At 71.1% G+C, this 24913-nt stretch carries 18 protein-coding genes; 5 read left to right on the forward strand and 13 right to left on the reverse strand.

Going from position 1 to position 24913, the window contains the following annotated elements:
• Positions 1-261: 261 nt before the first annotated feature.
• The 5 genes from OG199_RS12930 to OG199_RS12950 form a co-directional block, all read right to left on the reverse strand.
• Complete coding sequence (locus OG199_RS12930; protein ID WP_356803479.1) at positions 262-1149, reverse strand: FCD domain-containing protein; 888 nt, start codon at positions 1147-1149, stop codon at positions 262-264.
• A gap of 162 nt (positions 1150-1311) precedes the next feature.
• Positions 1312-3072 carry an ATP-binding cassette domain-containing protein gene (locus OG199_RS12935; protein ID WP_405829590.1) on the reverse strand — a complete coding sequence of 587 codons (1761 nt, stop codon included), beginning with the start codon at positions 3070-3072 and terminating at the stop codon, positions 1312-1314.
• Positions 3073-3180: 108 nt separating this feature from the next.
• Entirely contained in the window at positions 3181-3939 is a 759-nt protein-coding gene (locus tag OG199_RS12940) for an NUDIX hydrolase (protein WP_356803475.1), read from the reverse strand.
• Between the two features lie 130 nt (positions 3940-4069).
• Positions 4070-6208, reverse strand: coding sequence for a glycogen debranching N-terminal domain-containing protein (locus OG199_RS12945; protein WP_405829591.1), 2139 nt, complete (start codon positions 6206-6208; stop codon positions 4070-4072).
• Positions 6209-6498: 290 nt separating this feature from the next.
• On the reverse strand, positions 6499-8163 hold the full coding sequence (locus tag OG199_RS12950; protein ID WP_405829593.1) for a DUF4192 family protein: 1665 nt from the start codon (positions 8161-8163) through the stop codon (positions 6499-6501).
• A gap of 133 nt (positions 8164-8296) precedes the next feature.
• On the opposite strand from OG199_RS12950, the gene OG199_RS12955 reads away from it, so the two are divergent.
• Positions 8297-10477, forward strand: a complete 2181-nt coding sequence (locus OG199_RS12955; RefSeq protein WP_405829594.1) for a RecQ family ATP-dependent DNA helicase — start codon at positions 8297-8299, stop codon at positions 10475-10477.
• A 223-nt stretch (positions 10478-10700) separates the two neighbouring features.
• Positions 10701-11336, forward strand: a complete 636-nt coding sequence (locus tag OG199_RS12960; RefSeq protein ID WP_356803467.1) for a hypothetical protein — start codon at positions 10701-10703, stop codon at positions 11334-11336.
• A 1071-nt stretch (positions 11337-12407) separates the two neighbouring features.
• Here OG199_RS12960 and OG199_RS12965 read toward each other — a convergent pair.
• The 3 genes from OG199_RS12965 to OG199_RS12975 all read right to left on the reverse strand — a co-directional run bounded on the left by OG199_RS12965 (position 12408) and on the right by OG199_RS12975 (position 14506).
• Positions 12408-13031, reverse strand: a complete 624-nt coding sequence (locus OG199_RS12965; RefSeq protein ID WP_401801540.1) for a hypothetical protein — start codon at positions 13029-13031, stop codon at positions 12408-12410.
• Positions 13032-13099: 68 nt separating this feature from the next.
• Positions 13100-13801 carry a ribonuclease HII gene (locus OG199_RS12970; protein ID WP_405829596.1) on the reverse strand — a complete coding sequence of 234 codons (702 nt, stop codon included), beginning with the start codon at positions 13799-13801 and terminating at the stop codon, positions 13100-13102.
• Positions 13802-13882: 81 nt separating this feature from the next.
• Positions 13883-14506, reverse strand: a complete 624-nt coding sequence (locus tag OG199_RS12975; protein ID WP_405829598.1) for a TetR/AcrR family transcriptional regulator — start codon at positions 14504-14506, stop codon at positions 13883-13885.
• Between the two features lie 264 nt (positions 14507-14770).
• Between OG199_RS12975 and OG199_RS12980 the strand changes: the two genes are divergently transcribed.
• Positions 14771-16318 (forward strand): MFS transporter, encoded by a 1548-nt coding sequence (locus tag OG199_RS12980; protein ID WP_405834517.1) that lies wholly within the window; start codon positions 14771-14773, stop codon positions 16316-16318.
• A 484-nt stretch (positions 16319-16802) separates the two neighbouring features.
• Here the strand turns inward: OG199_RS12980 and OG199_RS12985 are convergent, their stop codons facing one another.
• The 3 genes from OG199_RS12985 to OG199_RS12995 form a co-directional block, all read right to left on the reverse strand.
• Complete coding sequence (locus OG199_RS12985; RefSeq protein ID WP_401801545.1) at positions 16803-17708, reverse strand: ADP-ribosylglycohydrolase family protein; 906 nt, start codon at positions 17706-17708, stop codon at positions 16803-16805.
• Positions 17698-18381, reverse strand: a complete 684-nt coding sequence (locus OG199_RS12990) for a histidine phosphatase family protein (protein WP_356803459.1) — start codon at positions 18379-18381, stop codon at positions 17698-17700. The genes OG199_RS12985 and OG199_RS12990 overlap by 11 nt, the downstream gene beginning before the upstream one ends.
• 105 nt (positions 18382-18486) lie before the next feature.
• The gene (locus tag OG199_RS12995) at positions 18487-19092 is read right to left on the reverse strand and encodes a YdbC family protein (RefSeq protein WP_356803457.1); all 606 of its coding nucleotides are present in this window, start codon (positions 19090-19092) and stop codon (positions 18487-18489) included.
• Positions 19093-19250: 158 nt separating this feature from the next.
• Here OG199_RS12995 and OG199_RS13000 point away from each other — a divergent pair, with 158 nt between their 5' ends.
• A complete protein-coding gene (locus OG199_RS13000; RefSeq protein WP_401801549.1) occupies positions 19251-19784 on the forward strand; it encodes a TerD family protein in 534 nt (177 codons plus the stop codon).
• 95 nt (positions 19785-19879) lie between these two features.
• On the opposite strand, the gene OG199_RS13005 is transcribed toward OG199_RS13000, so the two are convergent.
• Together OG199_RS13005 and nrdR are read right to left on the reverse strand one after the other, a co-directional pair.
• Entirely contained in the window at positions 19880-22780 is a 2901-nt protein-coding gene (locus OG199_RS13005) for a vitamin B12-dependent ribonucleotide reductase (RefSeq protein ID WP_405829601.1), read from the reverse strand.
• A gap of 150 nt (positions 22781-22930) precedes the next feature.
• On the reverse strand, positions 22931-23494 hold the full coding sequence (nrdR, locus tag OG199_RS13010) for a transcriptional regulator NrdR (protein ID WP_356805105.1): 564 nt from the start codon (positions 23492-23494) through the stop codon (positions 22931-22933).
• A 529-nt stretch (positions 23495-24023) separates the two neighbouring features.
• Between nrdR and lexA the strand changes: the two genes are divergently transcribed.
• Positions 24024-24800: a transcriptional repressor LexA gene (gene lexA, locus OG199_RS13015; protein WP_168530554.1), complete on the forward strand. Its 777-nt coding sequence runs from the start codon at positions 24024-24026 to the stop codon at positions 24798-24800.
• Positions 24801-24913: the final 113 nt, after the last annotated feature.

The following is a 24913-nucleotide window of genomic DNA, read 5'->3' on the forward strand; positions in this document are numbered from 1 at the left end:
TCGCGCAGTTCCGAAGAGCGTTACGCCCAATCTGCGTGGCCCGAGTCACACCCCGTAAGAGCCCAAAAGCAGCCAGATACGGTCAGAGAAGGTCAGCTGATGGACTCATCACCTCAAACCGACAGGTGCATCACCTCATCGCATCACCGGACCCCGCCGGATCCGGGAAGGATCCGAAGGGGTCCGGCGAGAGATGGTTCACCGGCCGGGCGATGCCACACGGGGACACACGCCCCCGACCGCGCCGCCCTCGGAGCGCGGTCAGTGCTCGCGCGGCGCGGGCACCACGCGCTCCACCTCGGGGTGGACGGTGAGCAGCTGACGCATGGCGGTCTCGGCCGCCGTGCCGTCGGCCGCGGCCAGCGCGTCGACGATGCGGCCGTGGTGCACCAGGGAGGCCTCGGTCGGCCGCTCACAGCCGGTGACGGGACCGCCGGAGACCTGGAGCGCGGCCGACACGATCCCGGAAAGGTGTTCCAGCATGCGGTTGCCCGCGACCTGGATGAGCAGTGAATGGAACTCCGAGTCGGCACGCGAGAAGGTGAGCGAGTCACCCTGCGCCAAGGCGTGGCCCATGATCTCGACCATGTCGCCGAGACGCTGCTGCACCTCCTCCCGGCCGTGCCCGGCGGCGAGGCGGGCGGCGAGCGGTTCGATCGTCCAGCGCAGTTCGCTCAGCTCGCGTCGCTGATCGTCGCGCTGCGGACCGAAGGCACGCCATTCGATGATGTCCGGGTCGAGAAGGTTCCAGTCACTGACGGGGCGCACCCGCGTACCGACGTTGGGCCGGGCGCTGACCAGGCCCTTCGCCTCCAGGACGCGGAGCGATTCACGGACGACGGTGCGCGAGACTTCGAACCTCTGTCCGATCTCCTCGGGGACGAGCGGACGGTCCGCGCCGAGGTCGCCGGAGACGATCATCTGGCCCAGCTGTTGAACGAGTTGGCCGTGCAGTCCGCGTCCGCGGTTGCCCGCGGCGCGTCGGCCGACGCGGCCGAGCTCCTGGTCGGCGTTCTCCCACGCGGGGACGCCGAGGCGTTCGGTACCAGGGGAGTCGCTATAGGGGTAGCGGTCGAGTTCGCCCGGGCCGGCCAGGCCGGAGTCTGTGGAACGGGCGGCGGTCATCATGGTGTGCGCAAGGGTACTCACGGATCATTTGTCGGCGCTGTCTCCAACTCCCTTGAGGTCTTTGGTGAAAAGCACACGAAAGGGTGATCGCTCACCCCGTCGCAATTGACGCCTTATCGGAAAGAAATGAGCGTTCTCCAAGGAGTTGTGCGCACGGGGGAAACGGAAGGGCGCGGACGGTCGTCATCGAACCCGGCTCCGCAGGGTCGTGAGCAGAAATGCGCAGAGCAGTGCGGTCAGCGACAACGTCAGCGCGCCGCCGACGGGTTGGGCGACCAGCCGCACCAGAGCCGCCAGATAGCGCGCTCCCCCGAACGGCCACTGCACCAGCGTGAGCTCGCGCAGCCGCTCCGGGAACCCGGCCGCCGTCCGCACGGATGGGCCCGACAAGGCCTTTTGTACGAGTGGGACGACGAGGACCGGCACGGCGAGAACGGCGGCGAGCCCTGCGGTGGTGGACCGGAAGAGACCCGCCGCCAGGACCCCGGCCCAGGCGCAGCCCACCACGAGGCCGATCCAACTCGCGCCCAGGGAAAGCCAATCGCCGGGAATTGCGGTGAGTTCCCGCCCGTACACGAGATAGAGGATTTCGAGGTCGCAGCCCACGGTGAGAAAGGCCAGCATGAGCGCGGTGCCCGAGGAGACGAGGAGTTTGGCCGCCAGCAGCCCCAGCCGGCGGGGGACGGTTCCGCGGTCCGCGGCCAGGGCGGGATGCCGGAATTCCTCGCCGAAGGCGATCGCGCCGAGCAGTCCGGCGCCGAGCGCGGCAGGCGGCAAAGGGCTTTCGCGCGGCCAGGCGGCCAGCAGTCGCGGGCCGGGGGTGTGGCCGATCCTGGCGAGGAACACGGACAGGAGGACGGAGACGAGCAGCACGGCGGCGGAGGTGAGGTAGCCGGTGCTGACACCGGCGGCGCGGCGCAGTTCGTAGCGCAGCGGACGCAGGGGACTCGGTGCCTGGCGTACGGCGATGGGGGGCGGGAGCACCGGCCGCCCCTCCGCGGCCGGCGTCTCGGCCCGAGAAGAATCGTCACTTCCGAGAGCGTCGCCACCGGCGGACGGGGCGGGGGGAATTCCCATGTCGCCGGTCTCGTCGGCGATTTGGTGGACGAGGATGCCGTGCCGGTAGGCGGTCTCGCCGACGTCCGCGCAGGTGCTGCCGTACACCGAGAGCCGGTTGCCGTCCTCGCGCACGACCTCGACGGAACGCTGGTCGGTCCGGGCCTCCTTGGCGAGCAGGGTGGCGAGGCGGACGGCGTGCGGGCTGCGGACGGCCACCCGGGGACGCAACCGGGTGCGGGCGAAGTCCACGACTTCCTGGTCGGCGGCGAGGCGGCCCTCCCGCAGCGTGACGACCCGGTCGGCCGCCCAAGCCGCTTCCTTGGCGTCGCCCGTGCTGAACAGGACGGTGCCGCCCTGGCTCGCGTGCGCGCGCAGGATCCCGTGCATCCAGCGGCCTTCACGGGCGGAGAGCCCCGCGGCGGGGTCGTCGAGGACCAGGGTGTGCGGGTCGGCCAGCAGCGCGCAGGCGAGGCCCAGTCGGCGGTCCAGGCCGCGCGAGAGGGTGCCCAGGCGTTCGTCGCACAGGCCGAGGAGACCGACCACATCGAGGACCTCGTCGGCGCGCCGCACCGGCACACCGGCCGCGGCACACAGCATGCGGAGCTGGCCGTGGACCGTGCGCGCGGGATGGCCGGGTACGTCACCGAGAAGTACGCCGACCTCGCGCGACGGATGGGCGATCCGATGCAGCGGCCGGCCTCTGAAATAGGTGATTCCTCGGCCCTGCCGGAGTTCGAGCATGAGCTTCAGCGTCGTGGTCTTGCCCGCACCCGAAGCTCCGAGGAGGGCTGTGACGTGGCCCGCGCGCGCCTCGAAGGACACGTCGTCGACGGCGGGCCGAAGCTCCCCGCGGGGGTTGCTGGTCAATCCGATGGCCTGGATCACTCACAGCAAGATAGCGCGACATTTACGTTTTTTCGGGCACCGGACGGCCGGTCTCTGCCGGGCCTTCCTTGTGTCGCGTGACGGTCCGCCCCCGAGTCGGCCCGATGGTCAGACCTCGGGGCGCAGCATCGGCGGATTGAGCAGGGTGGCGCCGCCCGCGCGGAACAGCTGGGCGGGGCGGCCTCCCTGACGCGTGGTCGTGCCTCCCGTGGGCACGAGGAAACCCGGCGTACCCGTCACCTTGCGGTGGAAGTTGCGCGGATCGAGCGCGACGCCCCACACCGCCTCGTAGACACGGCGCAGCTCGCCGACGGTGAATTCGGTCGGGCAGAAGGCGGTGGCCAACGACGAGTACTCGATCTTGGACCGGGCGCGTTCCACGCCGTCCGCGAGGATCGTCGCGTGGTCGAAGGCGAGTGGCGCCGCCTGCTCGCCGTCGCGACCGTAGCCGCCCTGTTGGAGCAGCTCCTCCACCGGCGCCCAGCGCGCGCTCTTGGCGTCCCCTCCGGCCCTGGGCGCGGGCAGGTCCGGGGCGAGCGCGAGATGGGCCACGCTGACGACCCTCATCCGCGGGTCGCGTTCGGGGTCGCCGTACGTCGCCAGCTGCTCGAGGTGTGCGCCGTTGTCCTCTGCCCGCACGGACGGGTCGTGGGCGCGCAGCCCGGTCTCCTCGGCCAGTTCGCGCGCGGCCGCCTGCGCCAGATTCTCGTCGGCCCGTACGAACCCGCCCGGCAGTGCCCACCGGCCCTGGAACGGCTGCTCGCCCCTGCGTACCGCCAGCGCGCACAGGGCGTGGCGACGCACGGTCAGCACGACCAGGTCCACGGTCACGGCAAAGGGCGGAAAGGCAGACGGGTCGTAGGGCATGCCGCGATCATAGTCGTCTCCTTGACGATAAACACGCCCTTCGCCGACCACGTCCGACCGTGATCCACTTCCGTTCGCGACAGGTTCCGGAGACGGCCGCCCCCCACGGTCCGAAGGATCCGCCGTGACGTCACATTCCCAACTGCAGCCCGTCGGCGGCCTCCTCGACCATGGTGAGGCCGAGCCTGCTGACGCGCACGGAGAAGGGTGCGCCCGCGATCCGCAGTCCCGTCAGCCCGATCTCACCGAGCGGTGCGCCGCCGACCGGACGCAGCGTCACCGTCCCCGCCGGGGCATCGGGGCGAATGCCCGCGAGGGCGGTGACGAGCAGCACCACGGCGGCCGCGGCGGTGGCCGCGGGGCGGCAGGCCGTCGGATGCGGAACCGGGGCGCCGCCCTGGATGCGCTGCTCGCCCGCGTACATCTCGGGCAGCCGGTGTCCGAATGTCTCGGCGGCCGCCAGGAGCCCCCGCAGCAGCGCGCTCGCCTCTTTCTCGTGGCCGGCGGCGAACAGCCCCGCGACGGCGACAGCGGTCTCGTGGACCCGCACGGCGCCGCTGCGGTGCCCGAAGGGGTTGTACGCCGCCTCCGTGGCGCCGAGGCTGCGCAGCCCCCAGCCCGAGTCCATGGCGGGGCCTGCGAGCGACCGCGCGAGCTGCTCGGTCCGCGTCTTGTCCAGCAGGCCGGGGGCCAGGGCTCCGGAACCGAGCAGTCCCGTGTCCAGGAGGTGGACGGTGCCCGCGCCGAGCTGCGGCACCAGGCGCCCGTCCGGGGCGCGGGCTGCCGCGGGTCTTCCGTCGCCTCCGTCCTCGACCCAGAAGTCCTCGTGGAACGCCGCCCGCAGCTCCTGCGCCCACTGCCGCAGTCCATCGCCGCCGGGTCGGCCGGTCTCGTCGAGCAGTTCGGCACCCAGCACGGCCGCGCGGTGGGCGTGGGCCTGCGTCTCGCAGCGGAACGGGCCGCCGGGTTGCGGGTCGGGCAGGTAGATGCCGTCGCCCACGGTGGTCCGCAACCAGGCGAGGCACCGCTCGGCGGCGGGCAGCAGTTCCTCGGTCGCCCGCTCCGCCAGTCCCCAGCGCCGACCCTCCGCGAGGAGGGCGGGGAACAGCAGGGTCGCTTCGATCGCCGTGCATCCCGGCGGCAGATATGGACCCGCGTCCCGGTGCGGCCCGGGGATCAGGCCGGATCGCGCTCCCTGGCCGGCGATCTGGGTACGGGCGAGGGTCCGCAGGGTGCCCGCGGCAAGGCGGGTGCCGAGCGGCAGCGTCATCCGGGCGGCGGCGAGCGCGTCGGCCGGTGCCAGGCCGCAGCGCCACGGCGCGCCCGCCGCGAGGTGCGCGTCCGCCGGATGCGCGGGGTCACGCAGCAGCAGGGCTCGGAGATCCTCCACGCTGGTGTGCAGGAGCGACTGGATCCGGGGGTCGTCGCCCACGGCCCGTGCCTGGGCCAGCGGGGTCGTCGCGCCTCGCCCCACGGCTCTGTGGGGCGAGGCGCCGTCGGGCCGTACCCGCAGCTCGACGGTTCGCGTGCCGCCGGGCGGCAGTTCGAGCTCCCAGCGGAGCAGTCCCGCGGAGGCCAGGGCGTCGGCGGGTGGCGGGTCGGCGGTGACGGCCGAGTCTCCCGTGGCGCAGGTCCACCGGAGGCCCGAGTCGTTGACGGTGGCGGGCAGTTCGGGTCCGGCTCGGCCCGAGGCGACCGAAGCGAGTTCCGCGAGGTCCGTGCCGAGGGCGACCTCCAGCGAGAGGCGCAGCGTGCGGGCGGCAGCGCTGTGCAGGACGATCCGCTCCGTGCCTTCCGCGCACCTCGTCCGTTCCACGATCACGTCCGGATCGGGCCCCGAGTCGGTGGACGCGCGCACCGTCCCCACGAAGCGGGCCCGGTCGGCGCCGATCCTCCGGGCCTGTACGGGGAGGGGTTCGCGCCCTGACACCTTTACCTGGCAGCGGGACAGCATCCGCCGGCCCGCGCGGTAGAAACCGTCCAGCCCGCGGCCGGTCAGCTGTCCCTGCTCCGTGGAGATCGCCAGTCCTGGCAGGGCGACGCAGATGAGCGCGGTGTGTACGGGAGGCAGGTCCGTGGTCCGGCGCGGAAAGGGAACCGGTGCCGGTCGGGTCGTGGCAGCACCCGCCGTTGCCGCGAAGGGGTTCGATGCGCTCTCCGCTCCTGCGAACGGGGGTGCCGAACCGCCTGGGCGGTCGAGGTGTCGCGCGAGGCCGCGTGACGGCGGGAGGTCGACGTCGGGTTCGGCGGGCGGGTTGGGCATGGGCATGCGGCTTCCTCCGCGCTCGGTGCGCTGCGGGCGCGCTCGGCGCCGGGTCGGGGGATCCGGAGGGTCGGGGGCGTTCGGCGGCGCGGCCCGGCCGCGGGTACCGCCACACAGGTGAACGGAACGGCCCTGCTCCGAGTCACGCCCTCGATGCCGGAAGCCGACCGAATGGCGGCGCGGCGGGCCGCCATCCGTGAAGGGGAGGCTGACGGGTTGACGGAACACGCCGGGGATGCGCCGGGCGGACGCGGGAGCGGGCGCGTCGCCTTCAGGGATCCGGCGGCAGCGACTGCTCATGCCTCCTCCCCCGCACCCTGACGACCGTCACGGCGAGCCCGCACCCGATCACTCGTCCGCCCGAACGCCCGCGCCGGTCCCGCCCCGGTGGGCGAGGTGTCCTCGGCGGGCCGGACGGCGGGCAGGCCGCGCGCCCCGGGAGAGCGGCGGCTCGCTCGCGTTCCCCCGTGCCCCGCCGGTCGCGCCCTGCGCCGACGACGGGCAGCGGCCCCGGAGGGCTGTGCCGTCGCGTCGGACGATCCGGCGGGAGCCGATGCTCCTGAGTCCGGTGCCGGCTCCGCGGCCTCGAGTGGTACGGCGTGGTCGGCTCCCGACGGCCGTTCCGCTTCCGCCCCCGGCCGGCCGGTGCGCTCCGCTCGTAGGCACCGGCGGATCGACTCGGGGTCCAGTCCCTCGTTGCAGGCCTGATGCAGAAGGCGCGCGAAGAGGTAGTCGGGGTCGGCGCCCAGTGCCATGGCCAGGGCCTCCCGGGCCTCCAGTTCGTCACCGCTCGACCAGGCGACCCATCCGGCGAGGGTGAGAGGGGCCGCGGCGTGCTCGCCGTAGGAGCCGACGCAGCGGCGGGCCAGCGCTCGCCAGAGGCGCAGGGCAGGTCCGGCCTCGTCGCCCTCCATCCACTCGGCGGCGCGGTCACGGGTCGTACGGTCCTGAAGGCCGAGGATCAGGGTGGCGGCCTCCTCGGCTGTCAGGAGTCCGTCGTCGCGGCGGTCGGCCGGGCGGATACCGGAGACGGCCGGGGCGTCCGCGAACCGCTTCAGGAGCCGTCGAGCCTGTTCGAGAGTCTCCTCGGACAGGGCCGCGCGGCTCTCGTCGTCGAGGATCCGGGGGATCAGGGTCCTGTTCGCCGCGTCGAGCGCCGTCTCCTGAACCACGGCGGCCCCGCGCTCCCAGGGGACCAGGCGAGCCGTGAGCTCCCGGAGGGATCCGCGCACCTGAAGGCCCGCGTAGGTCGCCGCGGCGGCGAGGACGGAGGTGCCGGGCAGCCCCATGGCCTCCCCCTCGGGCGAACAGCATCCCTGACCCGGGCAGCAGTACGACCAGAAGCGGCCGTCGGAGATGCAGAGGGCCTCGATCACCGGGACGTCGAGGCGGCCGCAGGCCGTCCGCAGCAACTGGGCGAGCGGGCGCAGACGCTCCATGACGTCCCGGCCCGACTCACCGCTCCCGGGCTCCTGGCAGAGATACGCGACCACGCTCCCCGGCCGGGCACCTCTGCGCTCGCTCCCCTTCACCAGTCCGTGCGCCAGCTGCTCGGCCACGGACGGCCAGTCGTCCGCCTGGGCCGGGATGCCGAGCCGCGCCCGCCCGCCGAAGCGGCCCCGCCTCTCTCCGTCGTGCAGGGCGGCGAGCACGATGCTGTCCTCCGGCCGGTACCCGAGCAGGTACGGCAGGGCGTCCGCCAGCTCGGCCGGTGTCCGCAGGGTGACCTGGTGCCCGACGGGCAGGTCGCGTCCGTCGTGCCCGGACCGCTTCTTCCACCGTCCGCTGCGCGTGCCGCGGGCGCCGCACTCGTCATGCCCGCCGCGCGCACCGCCGTCACCGTGTCCGCCGCGGGCACCGCCGTCCCCGCGTCCGCCGTGCTCGCCGTCTCCCCCGTGCCCACCACGCCCGCTGATGTCACTGTCGCCGGACGAACCGGCCGCTTCGCTGTGATTCGTCATGCCGTGACCATCCCGCGGATCCCGAAATCCCGCTTCGACCTGTGGATAACCATGGCCATGACCACGACACAAGTTGTCCACAACGCGGCGGCCTCATTCGCGCGATGTCCGACTCATCGGGTTGCATGGGGCCATGACCAACGAAGACCCGCGACCCACGCCCGGCGAAGACCTGCGCATCGCGGCCGATGCCGTACTCGCCCGCCTCGTCGGCGCCCCGGCGGGCGAGGCCCGGCTGCGCGAGGACCAGTGGCGCGCCATCGAGGCCCTGGTGGCCGACAAGCGCAGAGCGCTGGTCGTGCAGCGCACCGGCTGGGGCAAGTCCGCGGTGTACTTCGTCGCGACCGCGCTGCTGCGCGAGCGGGGTGCCGGGCCCACCGTCATCGTCTCCCCGCTCCTCGCCCTGATGCGCAACCAGGTGGAGGCGGCGGCCCGCGCCGGCATCCACGCGCGAAGCATCAACTCGTCGAACACGGAGGAGTGGGAGACCATCCAGGCCGAGGTGGCCGCGAGCGAGGTCGACGTGCTCCTGGTGAGCCCCGAGCGGCTCAACAATCCGGACTTCCGCGATCAGGTGCTGCCCAAGCTTGCGGCGGCGACCGGCCTGCTCGTGGTCGACGAGGCCCACTGCATCTCCGACTGGGGGCACGACTTCCGGCCGGACTACCGCAGGCTGCGCACGATGCTCGCCGATCTCCCGCCCGGCGTTCCCGTCCTGGCGACCACGGCGACGGCCAACGCGCGCGTGACCGCGGATGTGGCCGAGCAGCTGGGGACCGGTGCGAGCACGGACGCGCTGGTCCTTCGCGGACCGCTGGACCGGGAGAGCCTGAGTCTCGGCGTGCTGCAGTTGCCGGACGCGGCCCATCGGATGGCCTGGCTCGCCGAGCACCTCGGCGACCTGCCGGGTTCCGGCATCATCTACACGCTCACCGTCGCCGCGGCCGAGGAGGTCACCGCTTTCCTCCGGCAGGCCGGGCACACGGTGGCGTCGTACACCGGGAAGACGGAGAACGCGGACCGCCAGCAGGCCGAGGAGGACCTGCTCGCCAACCGGGTCAAGGCCCTGGTCGCCACGTCGGCGCTGGGCATGGGCTTCGACAAACCCGACCTCGGATTCGTGGTGCACCTGGGCTCCCCCTCCTCTCCCATCGCGTACTACCAGCAGGTGGGACGCGCGGGCCGCGGCGTGAAACACGCCGAAGTGCTCCTGCTGCCGGGCAAGGAGGACCAGGCGATCTGGCAGTACTTCGCGTCGATCGCCTTCCCTCCGGAGGAGCAGGTCCGCCGCACCCTGGACGTCCTGGCCCGCGCCGACAGGCCACTCTCGCTGCCCGCCCTCGAACCCCTGGTGGAGCTGCGCCGGTCCCGTCTGGAGACGATGCTCAAGGTGCTGGACGTGGACGGAGCGGTGCGACGTGTCCAGGGCGGCTGGATCTCCACGGGCGTTCCCTGGACGTACGACAGCGAGCGCTACGCGTGGGTGGCCAAGCAGCGGGCCACCGAGCAGCAGGCGATGCGCGACTACGTCTCGACGACCGGCTGCCGGATGGAGTTCCTGCGGCGACAGCTGGACGACGAGCGAGCCGCTCCGTGCGGGCGCTGCGACACCTGTGCGGGAGCCCGGTTCGAGGCTTCCGTGTCCTCGTCGGCACTCGACGCCGCCAACGGCGAGCTGAGCCGCGCGGGTGTCGACGTCGAGCCCCGCAAGATGTGGCCGACGGGCCTGCCCGCGGTCGGCGTCGACCTGAAGGGCCGTATCCCGGTGGGCGAACAGGCCGCATCGGGGCGTGCCCTGGGACGGCTCTCGGACATCGGCTGGGGCAACCGGCTGCGTCCCCTGCTCGCTCGCCAGGCACCCGACGGACCTGTGCCGGACGATGTGGCGAAGGCCGTGGTCGGTGTGCTGGCCGACTGGGCGAAGGGGCCCGGCGGCTGGGCATCGGGACGGCCCGACGCGCAGCCGCGACCCGTGGGCGTCGTCACCATGGCCTCGCGCACGCGTCCGCAACTGATCCAGTCACTGGGCGCACGGATCGCGGAGATCGGCAGGCTGCCGCTGCTGGGGTCCGTGGAGTACGTCGGCGAGGCCTCGCACCTCTCGCGGAGCAACAGCGCCCAGCGTCTCAAGGCTCTCGACGGGTCACTGACCGTGCCTCCCTCACTGGCCGAGGCGCTCCGAGCCGGGGCCGGCCCGGTCCTGCTCGTGGACGACGCGACGGAGACCGGATGGACCCTCGCGGTCGCCGCGCGGCTGCTCCGCCGGTCCGGGGCGCAGGGAGTGTTGCCGCTGGTCCTGGCCGTACAGGCGTGAACCATGTGTCGTCATCAAGAACTGGGGGCAAGGATATAAACGGCGTATAGCAAGAATCCGGTCGGTGGCCCCAATTGCTCGTTGCCGCAACCAAGTTCGACAGGAAGAATTGAAGTCCGCTCCCCGCACGGCTCGCCCGTGGTCCGGTAGGGCTCTGCCGCGACGTGCGCTCCCCCAAGTCCGACCCCGCCCGCAGTGTGGGCGCGTAGCCGAAGGGAGGACCGTGACCTTCGGATTCGCTCCGTCCTCGGCGGCATCCATGTCGACGTCTGCCGACCTGTCCGCCGCTTCCGCCAACCCACTGGCCCGCATGCTCGAACCCGCCGAATGGGCAGCCGCGGGCATTCCGCTGCTGCGCAGTCCCCGTGAGGTCGTCAGTGGTCTGCACGCTCGGCACCGGCCCAGACCGGCGACGGCGATCGTGGCTGTCCTCGACGCGGAGGAGCGGCTGAGGGCGAGTGCCTCGTTCGTCCGGCGGCCGACTCCGGCCGACGGCTGGATGTTCCGCAACGCCCTGCTCGCACAGTTGCGCCGGGTCATCCCGCACGACCTGCGGCGGCGCACCCCGGTGCGCACGGCGGTCCTGCTCTACTGCCGTGAGGGCGACGCGCGTTGGACACAGGAGGACGGGGCGTGGATGTGGGGGCTGCGTGACGCGTGCACCCTGCACGGGCTGCGCTGCGGGGCGTACATCACGCTGACGCACGACGGCTGGCAGGTCCTCGGCGAGGGCCGGGGCGGACGTCGTCCGAACGCGGACTCACCGCCGGAGCCCTTCGCCTTGGCCGAGGCACCACCGCCGCTGCCGCGCACCGGAGGCGTCGCGTCGGAGGTGCTGCGTCGGGCGGCCGCCCGCTGATCTCAGACGTCTAGGGCGCGCCCGGACGCCCGGGCACCGCAGGACGTCCACGCACGCCCGGACGCTCACCGCCGGACATCCACGCACGCCCGGACGCCCGGGCACCGCCGGACGACCGCGCACCTCCGGACATCCGCGCACCTCCGGACACCGGCGCGCTGTCGGTCACCCGGAACCGGCTGCCTGACCGGCAGTCCCCTGAGTGGGCGGTCACGAGGCGGGAGCGCGTTCGACGGGAAGTCACCGCGTGGCGAGGACACCTGGAGGCAGGCAGGCCCTCCCGCGCCGGCGCGACCGCCTCGGCGGCACATGATTCGGCCGACTCGGAGCGGCCCGGGACATGCAGATCGCCGTCTGGGAGCGGACGGGCCCACCGACACCGTTCGGGCCCACCGACACCGTTCACCGACCGCGGCGTTGTCGATCAGCCGCAGCGGATGTCGAACGGCGCACCGGATGTCGGACGGGCCGCCAACCGCCGGCCACGACGGACAGGCCGCCCCCGTGAGCGGCCCACTGCGGGCGAACCGCACGCCGGCTCGCTTCGGTCGGCCCGCCACCCGGCACCCGCCGTCCCGCCCGCCGACAACACGGGTCGGCGCCGGCACACACGGGGCGCCTCGTCCGCGAGGCGCCCCACGGACCTGCGCCCGCCCCGGGACGGCACGACAACGGCGTGCGCCGGCGAGCGCTCCGTACGCGACACCGTGCTCGACAACGAACCCGACACCCGAACCCGCAGCCGCACCGGCGCCTGACACCCGGCGCCTGACACCGGGCGCCGCATCCGCACCCGCACCCGCACCCGCGCACCCACAGCTCGGGCGCCCCGATCGGGAACGTCGGGCGACAGGACACGCCCTCGGGACCACAGTCGGAAGCGCCCTGAGAAACCACGACGGGAAGGTGTCCGAGAAGCCGTCACCGCAATCGAGGCGCAACCGCGGCGCTGACAGGCGATCCGCGGGCACGCCGAAACGATCACCTCGCGGATGTCGGCACGCCGACGTCACCACGGTGCGACGTCTCCGAGCGAATCCCGGACGGCCTCGGACGGCGTCCGGGATCCGTTCAGACTCCGGCGCCCAGAACCGAGTTGATCTGCTGCGGGTCGCCGCAGACGATCAGCAGGGTGCCGGCCCGGCCGAGGGCCAGCGGCAGGGCGGTGGCGACAGCGTCGGACCCGCCGTTGACGGCGACCACGACGACGGGACGGGACGTGGCCCGGCCCACGACGGAGGCATCGGCGTAGAAGACGTCGTCGCCCGCGTCGTGCTGCGCCCAGTAGGCGGTTTCGCCGAAGGAGAGCTCGTGCGCGGCCCACGGGTGCGGTTGGCCGGTGGTGATCACCAGCACCTCACCGGGGGCACGGCCCGACTCCAACAGCAGATCGACCGCTTCTTCGGCGGCGTCCAGCGCACCCTCGGCCGAGGCCGGGATCAGCTGGATCTGCGGGGTGGCGGCAGCGGGTGCGGCCACCGGGACGGACGACCCGGGCGTGGCCACGACCGGCTCGCGCGGGGTGCGTTGGGCCGGCATCGGCCGGACGGGTCCCGGACGTCCGGGACGCGGCGGGGCCGCGGGACGGGGACCGGGTACGGGACGAGGGGTCGGCGCGGTACGGCCATTGGCCGGAGTCGCGCGGGGACCCTGGGCACTCTCGTGAATCTGAGGCTCCTCGGGAATGAGAGGCATGAGCTGATTTTTATCAAACGCCGGTGCGACTCGCGTCGGCGGGTGGCACATGGGTGCGAGCAGAACCGTCAGAAATCGAAGCCGAGCTGACCCTCGATCTCCGGACCGTTTCCGTCTGCCCAGCTGCGGACCTTCTTGAGATGCCGCCACTGGGGCAGCGCATCAAGATACGCCCATGTCAGCCGGTGGTACGGGGTGGGGCCCCGCTCCGCCAGTGCGGCCTTGTGCACGGGGGACGGATACCCGGCGTTGGCCGCAAAACCGAAGTCTGCATGGTCGACGCCCAGTTCGGCCATCATTTTGTCGCGCTGAACCTTCGCGATCACCGAGGCCGCCGCGACGGCCACGCAGGACTGGTCACCCTTGATCACCGTGCGGACCCGCCACGGCGACCCGAGATAGTCGTGCTTCCCATCGAGGATGACCGCGTCGGGCCGGACGGGCAAGGCCTCCAGGGCCCGCACTGCCGCGAGGCGCAGGGCCGCCGTCATCCCCCGCTCGTCGATCTCCTCCGGAGAGGCATGCCCCAGGGCGTACGACGTCACCCACTTCTGGAGCTCCACAGCCAGGACGGTTCGCCGCTTGACGGTGAGGAGCTTGGAGTCGGTGAGACCTTCGGGGGGACGGCGCAGACCCGTGACCGCGGCACAGACGGTGACCGGGCCGGCCCATGCACCGCGGCCCACCTCGTCGACACCGGCGATGATCTTCGCTCCGGTCGTGGCGCGGAGGGAGCGCTCGACAGTGTGGGTGGGTGGTTCGTACGGCATGGCGCCCTCAGCCTACGCCGCCCGGAGCCTCTCGCGACACCAGGGTTTCCCCCGGCGACCGGGGCCCGCACCGGACCCGGTTCAGGCACCGTCGCGCCGCAGCAGCGGAACCATCAGCTGGTCGATCATCTCCTCCAGATCCCGCTCACCCCATTCGCTCGCGCACACCTTGGAGCGGTACATCATCATCGCCGGAATGGCATCGAAGACGTAGGCGTTCGCGGCGTCCGGACGCACCTCTCCCCGCTCGATACCGCGGTGGACGATGTCCTGCAGCAGGTGCGTGGTCGGCTCGATGACCCCGCCGAGAATCACGCCGTGGAAGCGCTCGGCCTGGGCCACATCGCATTCGTGAAGTACCGAACGCAGGGCGAATCCGGGCTGCGAGTACATCGCCGCCCGCACCAGCCGGCACAGCTCCAGCAGGTCCTCCCGGACACTCCCCAGGTCGGGAGCCTCGGCCAGGCTCGGCAGTCCCGCCTTCAGCGCGTCCGCGACAAGATCCTCCTTGGAGGGCCAGCGGCGGTAGACCGCGGCCTTTCCGGTCTGGGCCCGCGCGGCGACACCCTCCATGGTGAGGCCGCTCCAGCCGACCGTACTGAGCTGCTCCAGTGCCGCCTCGAGGATCGCGCGTTCGAGCACAGCACCGCGTCGGCGCAGGGAGGCCGCCTGAGCGGGGGCGGCCGTCCAACGCGAAGTAACCATCTGAGTGTCTCCGTTGTGCGAGGAGGCGGGGGGACTGGGGTGGGGTCCGAGGCCAGGGCTGGGGTGGGGCCGGGGAAGGAACCCCCTGGGGGGAGGGCCGCCCCGGTCAGGTGCGGTCGGTGAGCTCGGCAGCGCTGCGGGCTGCAGAGTGACGTCCACGCGGCAGCGAGTTCAGTGAACGCTTGCGTTCACTGTCGGGGACTCACTACCGTTGACGCGGCAGTGAACGCGAGCGTTCACTAACGCACTTGTGGGGGACCCATGGTGACAACCTCTCAGTTGATTCCGGATTCGAAGCCAGGAGCGGCCCGTCGGGAAGGACATCCCGGCCTCGCGCTCGCCGTCATCGCGGCCTGCCAACTCATGGTGGTACTCGATGCGACGATTGTGAACATCGCCCTCCCGCATATTCAAGACGCGCTCAAGTTCAGCACGACCGACCTGACCTGGGTGGTCAGCGCGTACACCCTCACCTTCGGTGGCCTGCTGCTTCTCGGTGGCAGGGCGGGTGACATCCTCGGTCGTCGCCGGGTCTTCATGACCGGCATCCTGCTCTTCACGCTCGCCTCGCTGCTCGGCGGACTGGCCCAGGAGCCCTGGCAGTTGCTGGCGGCGCGCGCCCTTCAGGGCGTGGGTGGCGCGATCGCGTCGCCCACCGCGCTCGCGCTCATCACCACGACCTTCCCCGAAGGCCCGGAACGGAACAGGGCCTTCGCCGTGTTCGCCGGGGTATCCGCGGGCGGTGGCGCGATCGGGCTCCTCGCGGGCGGCATGCTCACCGAGTGGCTCGACTGGCGCTGGGTGCTCTTCGTCAACGTGCCCATCGGTGTGCTGATAGCCGTGCTCGCGCCGATGTACATCAACGAGTCCGAGCGCCATCCCGGACGGTTCGACATCGCGGGCGCGCTGACCTCGACGGCCGGTATGGCCACCCTCGTGTACGGCTTCATCCGCTCCGCGGCGGAGGGCTGGCGGGACAGCCTCACCATCGGGTCGTTCGCCGCGGCACTTCTCCTGCTGCTGGCCTTCGCCTTCACCGAGACCCGGGCGAAGGAGCCGATCACCCCGCTGAAGATGTTCGCCAACCGCAACCGCTCGGGCACGTACGTGATCATGCTCAGTCTGGCCGCGGCGATGTTCGGGATGTTCTTCTTCATCGTCCTGTTCGTGCAGAACGTGCTGGGTTACACCCCGATCCAGGCGGGCCTGGCCTTCCTCCCGGTGACGGCGGCGATAGGCATCGGCGCGGCTCTCTCGCAGCGGTTCCTTCCGGTGCTGGGGCCCAAGCCCTTCATGATGTCCGGTTCCGCCCTCGTCGCGATCGGGCTCGGCTGGATGACCTTCATGAGCCCCGACAGCACCTATGTCGGCGGCATCCTCGGCCCGATGCTGCTCTTCGCCTTCGGTATGGGCCTGAATTTCGTGACCCTGACCGTCACCGCGGTCTCCGGTGTCGACCAGCGCGAGGCCGGCGCGGCGTCCGGGCTTCTCAACGTCACGCAGCAGGTGGGTGGTTCGCTCGGTCTCTCCATCCTGACCACGGTCTTCGGCTCCGCGAGCCGGGACGAGGCGAAGAAGCAGGTGCCGAAGTTCCTGACCGGCTCCTCGCCGGAGCAGAAGGCGGAGTTCGCCAAGACGCATCAACTGCCCGCGCCCTGGGGCCACGACGTGCTCGCCCACGGCATCTCGACCGCCTTCGTCCCGGCCGTCGCGATGGCCGTGCTGGCCCTGATCACCGCCTCCGTGGTGATCCGGGTCCGCAAGAGCGACCTGGACGCCCTCGCCGGCACGGCGGGACCGGCCGGAGTCTGACGGGGAGAGCTGCGGAGGCCGGGCCCGGCCCGGGGAAGATCGGTGCGGTCCACGGTCCGGCCTTCCGCAGCGCACGGCACCGCGCCGCGCATCAGGGACACACGACATCGCGCCACCGCACCCCATGGCAGCGCGCCATACGGCAGCACGGCACATGGGCCCGCCCTCACATCACGGCAGCGCACCACAGAGGACCGCCTCCCATCACGGCAGCGCCCCCACGGCACCCCCGCACATCACCGACGCACAACACCGAGCCCCCGCACATCACCGGCGCACGACACCGAGCCTCCGCACCTCGCGGCAGCGCACGGAACCGAGCCTGTTACACCGCGGCAGCCCACGACACGACGCCCCCGTACGTCACGGACAGGACGACACACCGTTCCAAGGGGCCTGCGGGCGGATCCAGAGGCCGCCGCGGGTCGGCTCACGTCCCATGCGGCAGGGGACGGCGCCACAGAGGCCACGGGGGACACCGCGCCTACGCAGCGACAGCCATCCACTGCGGCAGGCTCTCCGTCCGCGCCAGCCACTCCCCCGGTGGCGTCCCCGCCTTCCCGGAGGCGACCACCCCGCCGACGATGGCACAGGTCGTGTCCATGTCGCCGCCCACCTGGGCCGTCGACCAGAAGGCCGCTTCGTAGTCTCCGAGGGTCCGAGCCGCCGACCAGAGCGCGAACGGCACCGTGTCATGCGCCGTCGTGCGCCGCCCGCATCCCAGTACGGCCGCGACCGTCGCGGTGTCCCCGTAGTCGAGCATGTCCCGGGCCCGGCGCAGCCCCGCGCCCACGGCGCTGCGCGGCACGAGTCCGATGACGCCGTCGAGCAGCGCCTCGGGCCTCGGTGGCCCCGCCGGGTCGGCCGCCAGGGCGGCGGCCGCGGCGACGGCCATGGCGCCGACGACGGCCTCGCGGTGCTGGTGGGTGGGGTACGCCGAGATCTCCGCCTGGTGGACCGCCTGCTCGGGGTCGTCCGCGTACCAGGCCCCGAGGGGGGCGATCCGCATCGCCGCGCCGTTGCCCCACGAGCCCTGCCCCTTGAAGAGGGCGGAGGCCAGCTGTCGCCAGTCGCCGCCTTCCCGGACCTGCCGCAGCAGCCGGTTGACGGCGGGGCCGTAACCGCGGTCGAAGTCGTGGTGCTCGGCGAAGGAGCGGGCCAGCTCGTCCTGGTCGATGCGGCGGTGCCGGGACAGGACGGCCACCACGGAGGAGGCCATCTCGGTGTCGTCCGTCCACTGCCAGGTGCCGGGCGGAAGATCGCGGCGTTTGAGCAGCGGGTAGTGCGCCGGCACGAAGAACTGTGAGCCCAGCGCGTCCCCCACCGCGAGACCACGCAGGCTGGCCAGGGCGCGGCCCAAGCGTGCGTCGGGAGAGGTGTCAGCGGTCATCGCCCTGCCACTCTATCCCGCTGACCCCGTACGGCTTCGGATCACGCCAGCGCTCGAACGGGCGGTCGAGCGTGTACTTGTCGTCGTCGCCGAGAACGAGCATCCGCATCTCCGCGTTCCCCGGATTGGACAGTGCCTCGAACTCGGCGACCGTCCAGTGGAACCAGCGCATGCAGAACAGGCGCATGGCCAGACCGTGGGTCACCAGGAGCACGTTCGGCGGGTGGTCGGGCGCCTCGAAGCTGCGGTAGAGGCTCTCCAGGAAGCCGCCGACCCGGTCGTACACGTCCGCGCCCGACTCACCCTGGGCGAAGCGGTAGAAGAAGTGTCCGTACGCGTCCCGGTACGTCTTCTGAAGGCGTACGTCGTCGCGGTCCTGCCAGTTGCCCCAGTCCTGCTCGCGCAGCCGGGGCTCCTCGCGCACCCGCATGAGCTCGGGGTCGAGGTGAAAGGCACGGAGTGTCTCGTGCGTACGCCGGTACGGGGACACGTACACGCTGACACGCTCCCGTCCCAGCACCTCCCGCAACCGTTTTCCGGTCTCCTCGGCCTGCTGCCACCCCTTCTCGGTGAGCGCCAGAGCGTGGTCGGGTTCGCGTTCGTACACGGTGTCATCTGCGTTGCCCGCTGACTCGCCGTGCCGGACAAGGACGATGCGCCGTGGTCTTACCATGCCAAGACCCTAATTCGGGTGACGGCCGATCGAGCACTCGTACGGGCTCCATACGGCGCAGATCACACGCGTCCCCCACCTCGGGCACTCATGGTCACCACGCCTTCAGACCGTCCAGGCGGGTTCCAGCGCCACTATGTCGCCCGCGAGGGCCGCGACATCGGTCTCCGTCTGGGCACGCAGCGTGAGCCGCTCGACACGTTCGGCGCGGTACTTGCCGTGCTCGGCGGCCGACAGCCACATGGACAGGATCAGGAACTCGTGGCCCGGCGCCTCGCCGAACAGGCCCCGCACCATGCCGGGCGAACCGGCCATCGCCGGGTTCCAGACCTTCTCCTGCATCAGCGCGAAGTGCTCCGCCCGTTCCTCGTGGACACGACAGTGGGCCACCCTCAGCAGGTCGGTGTCCGTGAAGCGCGGTTCGAAGCCGGTCTTCACATCGAACCGGTGATCGAAGAGCTTGACCTGCGCGTCCTTGAAGGTCCCGGCCTGAGCGGTGGCGAGCCGATCGTGCGAGCGGGCCATGAAGGAGTCGTAGAAGGCACGGCTCTCCCAGAAGGTGAAGAGGTGCGCCACACCGGGCCGCCCCCGGCTCCAGCCCCCGCCCTGTCCCCGGAATCCCGGCTCGCCCAGAAGCCCCGCCCACTTTCGCTGCCCGCGCTCGAAACCGCGGCGGTCCACCACGGTGCAGCGAATCCACTTGACCAGCACCGCGCCATCGTAAGGCCACGGAGCGTGGCGTTGGTCACGCTCCGGCGGAGTGCGCCCGCGCGAGCGCTCCCGCGCGCGTGGCACGATGGACAACCGAACCTGACCGCACAGCAGTTGGGGCAGGAAGCGGACGGAAATGCGGGGAGGGGGAGATTCGGATGAACGGTCTCAACAAGGGGATCCGTAAGGTCGAGCTCGCGGTGAAATGGGACCCCAGTCCCGTCGGTGAGCCCGCGACCGACCTCGACATCATCGCGGCGACCTACGGGGCCGACGACCCGTACGGAAGTCCCGTCTACGTGGTGCACTTCGACAGCCGCTCCCCGGACGGCACGATCTACCTCAACCGGGACAGCAAGGACGGCAAGGGCTTCGGCTGGGACGAGGTCATGACGCTGGAGCTGGACCGCCTCAACAGCCGCTACATACGCGTGGTGGTCGGCGTCCTGATCCAGCAGCGCTCCGGCCACAAGGCGTTCGTCGGCGTGCTCAACCCCGGTCTGCGCATGCGCGAGGGCTACACCGTCCTGGCGGAGGACAACTTCGGCGACGTCCTGGGCGCGACGGCCGCGACGGTCGGTGAGTTCGTCCGCGACGACTCCGGGGAGTGGACCTTCCACCCGGGCATCCACGGCTACGACACGACCCCGGCGGCGTTCCCCGCGATCATGGGCCGCCGGCACGAGTCCTGAAACCGCACCCGAACAGGAACCGGCCCCCTCCGTAGGGCCCGGAAACGCCGAAGGGCGGCACGACCGGTGGTCGTGCCGCCCTTCGGGTCATCCGGTCAGCTGCAACCGCTGGTCGAACCGCAGCCCTCGCAGATGTAGCAGGAACCGGCCCGCTGCATCTTCGTGCCGCACGAGAAGCACAGGGGGGCGTCCGCCTGGATGCCCAGCTGCATCTCCACCAGTTCGGCGCTGGTGTGAGCCTGCCTCGGGGCGGGCTCGGCCACCGCGGCCTCGGCCACGGGAGCGGCGACGGCCTTCAGTTCCTGCGCGCGGGGCGCGGACTGGGCGAGGCCCTCGACGTCCATGTCGACGTCGTCCATGGACGGTTCGTAGGAACCCGTCTCCAGATGACGCTGACGCTCCTCGGCCGAGTGGATGCCGAGCGCGGAACGCGTCTCGAACGGCAGGAAGTCCAGCGCCAGGCGGCGGAAGATGTAGTCGACGATCGACTGCGCCATCCGCACGTCCGGGTCGTCCGTCATGCCGGCCGGCTCGAAGCGCATGTTGGTGAACTTCGAGACGTACGTCTCCAGGGGCACGCCGTACTGCAGACCCACGGAGACCGCGATCGAGAAGGCGTCCATCATGCCGGCGAGGGTGGAGCCCTGCTTCGACATCTTCAGGAAGACCTCGCCGAGACCGTCGTCCGGGTAGGAGTTGGCGGTCATGTAGCCCTCGGCGCCGCCCACCGTGAAGGAGGTGGTGATGCCGGGACGGCCCTTGGGGAGGCGCTTGCGGACCGGGCGGTACTCGACGACCTTCTCCACCGTCTCGCGGATGGTCGCCTCGGCCTTGGCGGTGACCTCGGTCTTCTCCTTCTCCTTGGTCTTCGCGGAGAGGGGCTGGCCGACCTTGCAGTTGTCGCGGTAGATCGCGAGCGCCTTGACGCCCATCTTCCACGCCTCGAAGTAGACCTCCTCGACGTCCTCGACGGTCGCCGTCTCCGGCAGGTTGACCGTCTTGGAGAGGGCGCCGGAGATCCACGGCTGGATCGCGGCCATCATGCGGACGTGGCCCATCGCGGAGATGGAGCGCTCGCCCATGGCGCAGTCGAAGACCTCGTAGTGCTCCTGCTTGAGGCTCGGGGCGTCGACGACATTGCCGTTCTCGGCGATGTGGGCGACGATCGCCTCGATCTGCTCCTCCTGGTAGCCCAGGCGCCGCAGGGCCTGCGGGACGGTGCCGTTCACGATCTGCATCGAGCCGCCGCCGACCAGCTTCTTGAACTTGACCAGCGCGAGGTCGGGCTCGAGGCCGGTGGTGTCGCAGGACATCGCGAGACCGATGGTGCCGGTCGGGGCGATGACCGAGGCCTGCGCGTTGCGGAAGCCGTTCTTCTCACCGAGGTGCAGCACGTCCTGCCAGGCCTCCGTGGCGGCGGCCCAGATCGGCGTGTCCAGGTCGTCCACCCGCACGGCCACGGCGTTGGCGTCGGAGTGCTGCTTCATGACGCGCTGGTGCGGCTGCGCGTTGCGGGCGTAGCCGTCGTACGGGCCGACGACCGCGGCGAGCTCGGCGGAACGGCGGTACGAGGTGCCGGTCATCAGCGAGGTGATGGAGCCGGCGAGGGCGCGGCCGCCGTCGGAGTCGTACGCGTGACCGGTCGCCATCAGGAGGGCGCCGAGGTTGGCGTAGCCGATGCCCAGCTGACGGAAGGCGCGGGTGTTCTCGCCGATCTTCTGGGTCGGGAAGTCCGCGAAGCAGATGGAGATGTCCATCGCGGTGATGACGAGCTCGACGACCTTGGCGAAGCGCTCGACCTCGAAGGACTGGCGGCCCTTGCCGTCGTCCTTCAGGAACTTCATGAGGTTCAGCGAGGCGAGGTTGCAGGACGTGTTGTCCAGGTGCATGTACTCGCTGCACGGGTTCGAGCCGTTGATACGACCGGACTCCGGGCACGTGTGCCACTGGTTGATCGTGTCGTCGTACTGGATGCCCGGGTCGGCGCAGGCCCAGGCGGCCTCGGCCATCTTGCGGAAGAGCGACTTGGCGTCGACCTCCTCGATGACCTCGCCGGTCATGCGCGAGGTGAGGCCGAACTTGCCGCCCTCCTCGACCGCCTTCATGAACGTGTCGTTCACCCGGACCGAGTTGTTGGCGTTCTGGTACTGGACGGACGTGATGTCGTCGCCGCCCAGGTCCATGTCGAAGCCCGCGTCGCGCAGGGCGCGGATCTTCTCCTCCTCCTTGACCTTGGTCTCGATGAAGTCCTCGATGTCGGGGTGGTCGACGTCGAGGATGACCATCTTGGCCGCACGCCGGGTGGCGCCGCCCGACTTGATCGTTCCCGCGGAGGCGTCGGCACCGCGCATGAAGGAGACGGGACCGGAGGCGTTGCCGCCCGAGGAGAGGAGCTCCTTGGAGGAGCGGATACGGGAGAGGTTCAGGCCGGCGCCGGAGCCGCCCTTGAAGATCATGCCCTCTTCCTTGTACCAGTCGAGGATCGACTCCATGGAGTCGTCGACGGACAGGATGAAGCAGGCGGAGACCTGCTGGGGCTGCGGCGTCCCGACGTTGAACCAGACGGGGCTGTTGAAGCTGAAGATCTGGTGCAGGAGCGCGTACGCCAGCTCGTGCTCGAAGATCTCGGCGTCGGCGGGCGAGGCGAAGTACTTGTAGTCCTCGCCGGCCTTCCGGTACGTCTTCACGATGCGGTCGATGAGCTGCTTGAGGCTCACCTCGCGCTGCGGGGTGCCGACGGCACCTCGGAAGTACTTGCTGGTGACGATGTTGACCGCGTTCACCGACCAGAAGCCGGGGAACTCGACGCCACGCTGCTCGAAGTTGACCGAGCCGTCGCGCCAGTTGGTCATGACGACGTCACGGCGCTCCCACTCCACCTCGTCGTACGGGTGCACGCCGGGGGTGGTGTGGATGCGCTCGATGCGCAGCCCCTTGCTGGCCTTGGTGCCCTTGGCGCGGGAACCTCGTGCCGGACCGCTCGCCGTCTCTGTCATGCCGCCTCCCTGTATCAGGCTAAAACGCCCTGAAGTGCCACGTTCTTCCCATGGCACATTGTGTGTCTGATGCTGCGCGCGCCGTCCGTACGGCCTTTCGCAGCAGGTCTGTGGTCGCCGCCGAGCGGCCGGCCCGAGCCGGCCTTCCCGTCAGTCGGCGGCGGTGGCGGGCACGGGGACCTGGACGGTCTCTCCGGACCCGCGGTCGCATTCCGGGCGCTCCGCGTCCGCGGCGCCCGCGCCTCCCTCGCTCCCCGCGGCGGGGCACTGCCCCGTCTCCCTGAGTTCCACGATGGCGGCCTCGAAGTCCTCGAGCGAGTCGAACGCCCGATAGACGGACGCGAACCGCAGATAGGCGACGAGGTCGAGTTCCTGCAACGGGCCGAGTATGGCCAGCCCCACGTCGTGGGTGGTCAGTTCGGCGCTTCCGGTGGCCCGCACCGCCTCCTCGACCCGCTGGCCGAGCTGGGCGAGCGCGTCCTCGGTGACCGGCCGCCCCTGGCACGCCTTGCGCACGCCGTTGATGACCTTGGTACGACTGAAGGGCTCGGTGACGCCGGACCGCTTCACCACCATCAGCGAGCACGTCTCCACGGTCGTGAAACGACGGGAGCAGTCGGGGCACTGGCGGCGCCTGCGGATCGACGTGCCGTCATCGGTCGTACGACTGTCGACGACGCGGCTGTCGGGGTGCCTGCAGAAGGGGCAGTGCATGGCTCCAACCCTCCTTCACAGCACGACTCATAGACCCCGCGAGACCTCACGGGCCTCTCGGAGCAGCCCCAAGCATAGGCGATGGTCGGGGGCTCGAAGACCCGGGGGACCACAACTTCTGGGCTACTCCGGCAATCCAACCACTAGATGTGGGGATCGACCCGTAAATTCGCCCAGGGCGCGCGTGTCGCGCACGTATGGGCATGTGCCGCACGGCCGTACCGATCCCGGACACGCGGAGATACCGTGGTCACCGCGCGGACAGCGCGCGTACGGGGGGTCGGTACCCGACGGACGGGGTGCCGGATGGCAGACTGGGGCGCGGCCCACATCTGTCGGCACGGTCATCGCCTCGGCGGTGAAGAGTACAGCAATGAGCCCTTTTGTCCGATGGACGCGGCATCAGCCATACACCCAGCCACATGATCACGTGGGGCAATCCGCGGTTTTTCACTCGAACGTGTGTTTGGCGCAACCTTTCGAAAGCAACTACCGTTGTCCAGCAGGGAGACCATCGAGAGGGGCCGACGTGACCACCACCGCAGACAGTGCCACCATCACTGCCCAGGACCGCTCCCAGGGCCGACTCGAGCCGGTGCATGCGATGAACGAAGCCACGAACCACGAGGGGCCCAAGCGTTCCCTGCCGGGCCGACCTCCAGGCATCCGCGCAGACAGCTCGGGACTCACCGACAGGCAGCGCCGGGTGATCGAGGTCATCAGGGACTCCGTGCAGCGACGCGGCTACCCGCCGTCGATGCGGGAGATCGGACAGGCGGTCGGCCTCTCCAGCACCTCCTCGGTCGCACATCAGCTGATGGCACTGGAGCGCAAGGGCTTCCTGCGCCGCGACCCGCACCGCCCGCGCGCGTACGAGGTCAGGGGCTCCGACCAGTCCTCGGCCCAGCCCACGGACACGGCGGGCAAGCCGGCCGCGTCGTACGTCCCGCTCGTCGGCCGTATCGCCGCCGGCGGGCCCATCCTGGCCGAGGAGTCCGTGGAGGACGTCTTCCCGCTCCCCCGGCAGCTGGTGGGTGACGGTGAGCTGTTCGTCCTCAAGGTCGTCGGTGACTCGATGATCGAGGCCGCGATCTGTGACGGTGACTGGGTGACGGTCCGCCGCCAGCCCGTCGCGGAGAACGGTGACATCGTGGCCGCGATGCTGGACGGCGAGGCCACCGTGAAGCGGTTCAAGCGCGAGGACGGTCATGTGTGGCTGCTCCCGCACAACTCCGCCTACCAGCCGATTCCCGGCGACGAGGCGACCATCCTGGGCAAGGTGGTGGCCGTACTGCGGCGAGTGTGACAGCGCGCGCGGGGCGGCACCGTCCGCCCCGCCCCTGACCGGGCCCCGGGACCAACTGCGCCGGTTCCGGGGCCCTGCACGTCCTGCCGCGCGACCACGGGCGGTGAGCTCGT

The sequence above is a fragment of the Streptomyces sp. NBC_01176 genome (genome assembly GCF_045039825.1).
In the GTDB taxonomy this organism is placed as follows: Bacteria; Actinomycetota; Actinomycetes; order Streptomycetales; family Streptomycetaceae; genus Streptomyces.

Bases quoted from the DNA above. Each gene is read 5' to 3' on its own strand.
- OG199_RS12950 (WP_405829593.1), bottom strand. From the start codon at position 8,163: ATGACGAATCACAGCGAAGCGGCCGGTTCGTCCGGCGACAGTGACATC.
- OG199_RS12945 (WP_405829591.1), bottom strand. From the start codon at position 6,208: ATGCCCATGCCCAACCCGCCCGCCGAACCCGACGTCGACCTCCCGCCG.
- nrdR (WP_356805105.1), bottom strand. From the start codon at position 23,494: ATGCACTGCCCCTTCTGCAGGCACCCCGACAGCCGCGTCGTCGACAGT.
- OG199_RS12940 (WP_356803475.1), bottom strand. From the start codon at position 3,939: ATGCCCTACGACCCGTCTGCCTTTCCGCCCTTTGCCGTGACCGTGGAC.
- OG199_RS13005 (WP_405829601.1), bottom strand. From the start codon at position 22,780: ATGACAGAGACGGCGAGCGGTCCGGCACGAGGTTCCCGCGCCAAGGGC.
- OG199_RS12975 (WP_405829598.1), bottom strand. From the start codon at position 14,506: ATGGTTACTTCGCGTTGGACGGCCGCCCCCGCTCAGGCGGCCTCCCTG.
- OG199_RS12955 (WP_405829594.1), top strand. From the start codon at position 8,297: ATGACCAACGAAGACCCGCGACCCACGCCCGGCGAAGACCTGCGCATC.
- OG199_RS12970 (WP_405829596.1), bottom strand. From the start codon at position 13,801: ATGCCGTACGAACCACCCACCCACACTGTCGAGCGCTCCCTCCGCGCC.
- OG199_RS12990 (WP_356803459.1), bottom strand. From the start codon at position 18,381: ATGGTAAGACCACGGCGCATCGTCCTTGTCCGGCACGGCGAGTCAGCG.
- OG199_RS12985 (WP_401801545.1), bottom strand. From the start codon at position 17,708: ATGACCGCTGACACCTCTCCCGACGCACGCTTGGGCCGCGCCCTGGCC.
- OG199_RS12965 (WP_401801540.1), bottom strand. From the start codon at position 13,031: ATGCCTCTCATTCCCGAGGAGCCTCAGATTCACGAGAGTGCCCAGGGT.
- OG199_RS13000 (WP_401801549.1), top strand. From the start codon at position 19,251: ATGAACGGTCTCAACAAGGGGATCCGTAAGGTCGAGCTCGCGGTGAAA.